The following is a 2,659-nucleotide window of genomic DNA, read 5'->3' as shown; positions in this document are numbered from 1 at the left end:
CCCGCCCGTCCTTTTTGGACGGGCGGGACGCCCATCCCACAAACTTGTGGAAGTTATTTAATTCTCATTCCTTAGAAAATTGGAAAAGCCGAGAAACCGGGTTGTTCACCGATATTCACGGCTCAAATCCCATATTTTCCTAAAAAACCCGGTTTCTGCGATCGGGGGTGCGCCAGTCCCGATTAAGAAACATCGGCTTCGGCTGCAATTTTAACCGATCCCTTCAGCGCAAACACGGCGGTGATGATGCCAACAACCGCAAGAATTGCCGTAATGTAAAAAGCGTTGGTATAGCTGCCAAAAGTATCGCGAATTTTCCCCGCAGCAATTGTACCGAAAAACGCTCCAACTCCGTAGGCTGTATACACAATGCCGTAGTTTTTCGCGTAGTCTGCGGGGTCGAATAAAGTTAAAGTTGCCGTGGGCGCGATCGCCAGCCATCCTCCTAACGACAGCCAGAACAAACAAAACGCAATGATATAAGTTGCGACTTGTCCAACGCCCGCCTGAGTCATCATAATCGATGCGATTAAGATGAGAATGTAGTTGGCGATTGCGGCATATTTTGGCTTAAATCGATCGGTTATCCAACCAAACATCGGACGCCCCATACCGTTAAATATGGCAAACAGAGAAACCGTTGCCGCAGCCGTTCCCGCGTCTAATTTAATAATTTCCTGCGCCACGGAAGAAGAAATTCCGATCGCGCCCAATCCCACCAGCGTGCCAATTGTGTAGCACACCCACAGCCCGTAAAATGCGGGAGATTTCATCATCGGTGCGCTCTGGCTATTTACCGCTGTTCCCGATCGGGCGGCCGCAAATCCCGCAGGCGTCCATCCAGTTGGCGGCATTTTCAAAACGGTCGAAATTGCCAAAATAATGACGGTAAAAGCGATGCCTAAAATCAGAAATGTTTGCGCTATTTGATAGGTATCGATTAAATATTTGGCAATCGGTGCGGTAATTAAAGGCGACAAACCAAACCCAATTACTGTTAGCCCAACTGCCAATCCTTTTTTATCGGGAAACCACTTGGCTGCTACTGCTAGCGGTACGCCGTAAGCAATGCCCACCCCGGCACCGGCGATAACTCCATAGGTGAGTACCAGGACAGTAATATTAGGTGCAAATGCCGATAAAATATAGCCGATTCCCGTCACGACGCCGCCGACTGCGGTCACGGTGCGAGAACCGTATCGATCGATAAAAAAGCCGGTAATTGGCATCAGTACGGCAAAAACTACTAACAATACGGTAAACGGCAATAAACTATCCGTTGCACCGATAGTGAGCTGCTTTTCTAGCGGCTTTCTAAAGATACTCCAAGAATAAACTGTACCCAGACAAAGCAAGACCGTGATTCCCAGCGGAACGAACAACCAGCGGCCTTTTTCTGCGGGCATTCCGAAAACTTTTGTTTCGTTCATGTTTTTAATTTTTATCGAGGAGGCATTAATAGGTAATGGCTGTGCATTCCCCGATAAATTGTAAATTTACTATAAGTTTGTTACCGATGCAATAGTTGTGTAAAAAAAATATTAAACTTAACTAAAATCCGCGCGCAACTTGGAAATTTTTGTGAGAGATCGCAACGATCGCCAAATTGTGATAACAATGTTTAAAGGCATCTTGGAAACCTTGATTGTTAACAAAAAGCCGTAAATGCTCGATTTGAATGTAGTCGATCGTATTTAGATGAATGTGGTGTAAGCTGTATATTAGCTAAAAGGCTTTAAGCGAGATAGGTTTTAGCCAATAACTTAAAATTCACATTTCTTAATTTAATGTAGCAACTCGCATATAGAGTAGGGTGCGTCAGAGTCCCAAACCCTTATTTTGTCAATCTATAATTTAGTCTGACGCACGCTACAAGTTGATTTACCTTCAGCTACCGACCCAATTCCAGCCGCACGACTCGCTGATTAGTGACAAACTAGGGCTATGTTGTTGCGCTCTGCTTTGCTGATTCATCATTTCCTTGAAAATACCAGTAGAGGTTAGCAACAGTTAAATCATTGACTTCTTGCCAACTTGAGGGGGCTAAAGCTTTATAGCCAGAGGTAGTTGCTTTCTGACTGATATAAGATTCATGTTGTTGACGCAAGCTAGGTTTTATCAAAAATCGCAATTGATCGCGTAGTGATTTAAAGTGGGATTTTTGTTGCAAGTTTTGGTAGAGCGCAATTTCTTCGGGTTCTGCCACTATAGCAACTTCTTGATTAGTATTTGAAACTGGTGTCGTTTCCTTATTTAAACTAGCCAATTGTTTACGCTCATCAGCCGATAAACTTAGCATCCAATCTACCTGATTTTGCCAAGAGTTTAAAACTGCTAGATCCTGATTGTAAATTCGTGTGATTTCTGGAAATATAAAATCAATTTCATCTTTTGTGCAGCGCTCAATAACGGTGAGAATGTCTTGGCGTATTCTTTCTTGGAGGTGGGAAAGGGAATTACTTACAGATGCAGGCTCGTTCAGCAATTGATAAGTTAATGAAATTGTCTGCTCAATTGCCCAAGCACATTCAACTCTACGAAGATAGCCAACTGCACAAGTGGCTTTGAATAACTCAGGATTATTAAGCTGTTCAGCATCTAAAACGCATATTGTATGGTATACTATGATAATTTTCCGATAAAGTCAATGCCTACTAAA

At 43.4% G+C, this 2,659-nt stretch carries 2 protein-coding genes; both read right to left on the bottom strand.

Features of this window, described 5'->3' with window-relative positions; genetic code table 11:
• Window positions 1-182: 182 nt before the first annotated feature.
• Window positions 183-1,430, bottom strand: coding sequence for an L-lactate MFS transporter (locus QUB16_RS33165; protein ID WP_333322624.1), 1,248 nt, complete (start codon window positions 1,428-1,430; stop codon window positions 183-185).
• A gap of 512 nt (window positions 1,431-1,942) precedes the next feature.
• On the bottom strand, window positions 1,943-2,299 hold the full coding sequence (locus tag QUB16_RS33160; protein ID WP_333322622.1) for a hypothetical protein: 357 nt from the start codon (window positions 2,297-2,299) through the stop codon (window positions 1,943-1,945).
• Window positions 2,300-2,659: the final 360 nt, after the last annotated feature.

Origin of the sequence: Microcoleus sp. D3_18a_C4, assembly GCF_036702415.1 — a bacterium.
Classification (GTDB): Bacteria; Cyanobacteriota; Cyanobacteriia; order Cyanobacteriales; family Microcoleaceae; genus Microcoleus.
The sequence above is the reverse complement of the archived record's forward strand: the minus strand, read 5'-3'. Positions and strand labels throughout refer to the sequence as shown.